At 39.8% G+C, this 2,475-nt stretch carries 3 protein-coding genes and 1 rRNA gene; 3 read left to right on the forward strand and 1 reads right to left on the reverse strand.

Going from position 1 to position 2,475, the window contains the following annotated elements; genetic code table 11:
- The first annotated feature begins 280 nt into the window (after positions 1-280).
- From NXZ84_RS15025 to NXZ84_RS15035, 3 genes are all read left to right on the forward strand, one after another.
- Positions 281-487: a helix-turn-helix transcriptional regulator gene (locus tag NXZ84_RS15025; protein ID WP_309495990.1), complete on the forward strand. Its 207-nt coding sequence runs from the start codon at positions 281-283 to the stop codon at positions 485-487.
- A 2-nt stretch (positions 488-489) separates the two neighbouring features.
- Positions 490-1,236, forward strand: a complete 747-nt coding sequence (locus NXZ84_RS15030) for a DUF3169 family protein (protein ID WP_258841168.1) — start codon at positions 490-492, stop codon at positions 1,234-1,236.
- Positions 1,237-1,750: 514 nt separating this feature from the next.
- Positions 1,751-2,113, forward strand: coding sequence for a DoxX family protein (locus NXZ84_RS15035; RefSeq protein WP_258841169.1), 363 nt, complete (start codon positions 1,751-1,753; stop codon positions 2,111-2,113).
- Positions 2,114-2,363: 250 nt separating this feature from the next.
- Here NXZ84_RS15035 and rrf read toward each other — a convergent pair.
- Positions 2,364-2,475, reverse strand: a 5S ribosomal RNA gene (rrf, locus tag NXZ84_RS15040); the annotation flags it as partial.

Raw genomic sequence — 2,475 nt, forward strand, 5'->3', positions numbered from 1 at the left:
TAAAAGAATTTGATTGCTCAAATTTCACTGACTTGGGTCTATCTTTCGCTCTTCAGTTTTCAAGGAACGTTTTCTTCTTTTTTCCTCACCGCTCTTTCGCGGCGACAAGATCTATCTTACCATGCTCTATTAATCTCGTCAACAGGCTTTTCGTTTTTTATAAGGATAAAACTATCCGTTTCCACAATCCACCGCTTTTTTATTATGTACTCCCTTCTTTTCGACAATGATAATTGACAAATTGACAATGGTCTTTTACACTGATGGCAGGAGGAAGGATATTATGTTGGTCAATCGCCTAAAAGAGTTGCGCGCAAAAAATGGCTGGAGCCAAACCGTCTTAGCACAAAAGATTTCCGTTTCACGTCAAACCATCAGTTTGATAGAGCGAGGAGATTATCACCCCTCCATCGTGCTTTCCTTAAGAATTGCTCATGCTTTTGATGTAACTGTAGAGGAAGTCTTCACACTGACAGAGGAGGAATGACGATGTTCAAAACATCCACGTTAAAGTGGATCACTATGGTTATCATTACGTTAATTCTGTTCTCAATTATTCGCACGTTGTCGTTTAAATTTCTGGATTTTAAGAACTCCTCTCCACAAACGGCGGAGTTTATACTGAATATCAGCTTACTTATCCTCATGATGATACTAATTTTAACAACCATCATCTCGTTGTTTCTATTGATTCATCATATCAAGAAGCTACGCAAAACAGATTTAGATGCCATTCATGAGACGATGACAAGTAACAAGATGTTCTTACATGTTTACTTATCTACTATTTCTTCTGCTGTTGGCTTGCTTATCATGGTCTGTGCAGGTACTTCAGCCAACTTTACAAAGCATTCAATAGAAGTCGCCTGGCAACTACCCTGGTATTTGGTGATCCCTTTTCTCACTGTCTTACTCCTTGGTCTTCTCAGTTCTTCCGTTGCCTCTTTCGCCGTTAAACAGCACAATCACAATTTTCCAGATCGTTCTATCCGCTTCTGGTCGTGGAACCCTCCCGTTGATCATTTTGAGCAAATGGATGAAGGTGAAAAGCATCTCGCCTACCAAGCCGCTTTCCGCTCCTTCGCACGTCTTAACTTGATGATTCCCATATTGCTATTGCTGTATTTCTTTTTATTTCCAATTCCACAAGCGATTGTACCTATTCTCGTCATCGGTATATTGTGGGCTACTCTCATGATTACTTACTATACACAGTTAAGTAAGGGTAGATCCTGATCATTCTTTATTACACTGCCTACTGTGGTAAGTGGGGTGTCCATGGTAAAGCCAAGCTCCTGTTCCATCTTCAGAACAGGAGCTTGGCTTTTTTTTATTTAGCCAGTTCTACTTCACCTGGAACTGGAAATCTGTATCTACAAGTACGATCCCCGCTGGGATAACAAGTACACCCCTTATGGAAATAAAAAGTTGATGCTCTATCGGTGACGGTACTTGACCACAGAAAATATATCGAATATAATAATCTTAAATTCAAGATATATTGAGCAGGAGGATGATATACATTAGCAAACATTACTGAAGATATCATGTGGGAGTTATTATTGATACTCTTAAATGAATTTGATTAGAAAAAACAGAGGTAAAGCTATCTCTACCGTCATACTCGAAGAAGTATCGCAATAATGAACATTTCGATAGAGGGAAGAAATAGCTCTTAATGAATCGACCAGGGACATAAGAGCTATCGTAAGATAATCAAATACTAGCTTAAATTTCAGGAGGTTTTATTATGAAATGGGTTGTAAGAATTCTGCAAGGTTTATTAGGTGCTTCTTTTACATTTATTGGTGCAAATATGCTACTAGCTGCTGAATCTATGGCTACTCAATTTGAAGCTTTAAACTTACCCATTTGGTTTGTGTATGTAACAGGTGTACTCGAACTGTTTTGTGGATTGGGCTTATTAGCAGGTTTCTGGAAAAACAAACTAATTACTTGGTCCGCAGGTTTCATCGCAGTTATTATGGCTGGAGCCGTTTTCTTTCATTTTGCAGCTGGGCAAGGAATAGCAGAAGCGGCTCCTGCCAGCATCATTTTCTTACTTGCATTGATTCTAACCTATGGTCAATATCGTCTTAATTCAAAATCATAATGATGTATTTGAGAAGGCGGGATTCGTCACCCCGCCTTCCATACCACAATGATGCCTTATAAGTACCCGTAGATATGATTCAAATATTAATTTAATACCGGCGATAGGAGCTAAAATGTTATTGTCGTAAAATAAGCAGTGATAAGTATTTGGTTCCTATTTTTGAAAATGAACGCTAGGACGGACTTCTCTCTTGTTTTACAAATAAACCCCCTTGCTCCAAGAAGGAACAAGGGGGTTTTGTTATGTAGCCTGGCGACGACCTACTCTTCCAGGGACCTGCGTCCCAAGTACCATCGGCGCGGGAGGGCTTAACGATCGTGTTCGGTATGGGAACGAGTGGTTCCCCTCCGCTATAGCCA

The organism is Mechercharimyces sp. CAU 1602 (assembly GCF_024753565.1).
GTDB lineage: Bacteria > Bacillota > Bacilli > Thermoactinomycetales > JANTPT01 > Mechercharimyces.

Excerpts from the sequence above, each read along its gene's own strand:
- NXZ84_RS15030 (WP_258841168.1), top strand. The coding sequence starts at position 490 with ATGTTCAAAACATCCACGTTAAAGTGGATCACTATGGTTATCATTACG.
- NXZ84_RS15035 (WP_258841169.1), top strand. The coding sequence starts at position 1,751 with ATGAAATGGGTTGTAAGAATTCTGCAAGGTTTATTAGGTGCTTCTTTT.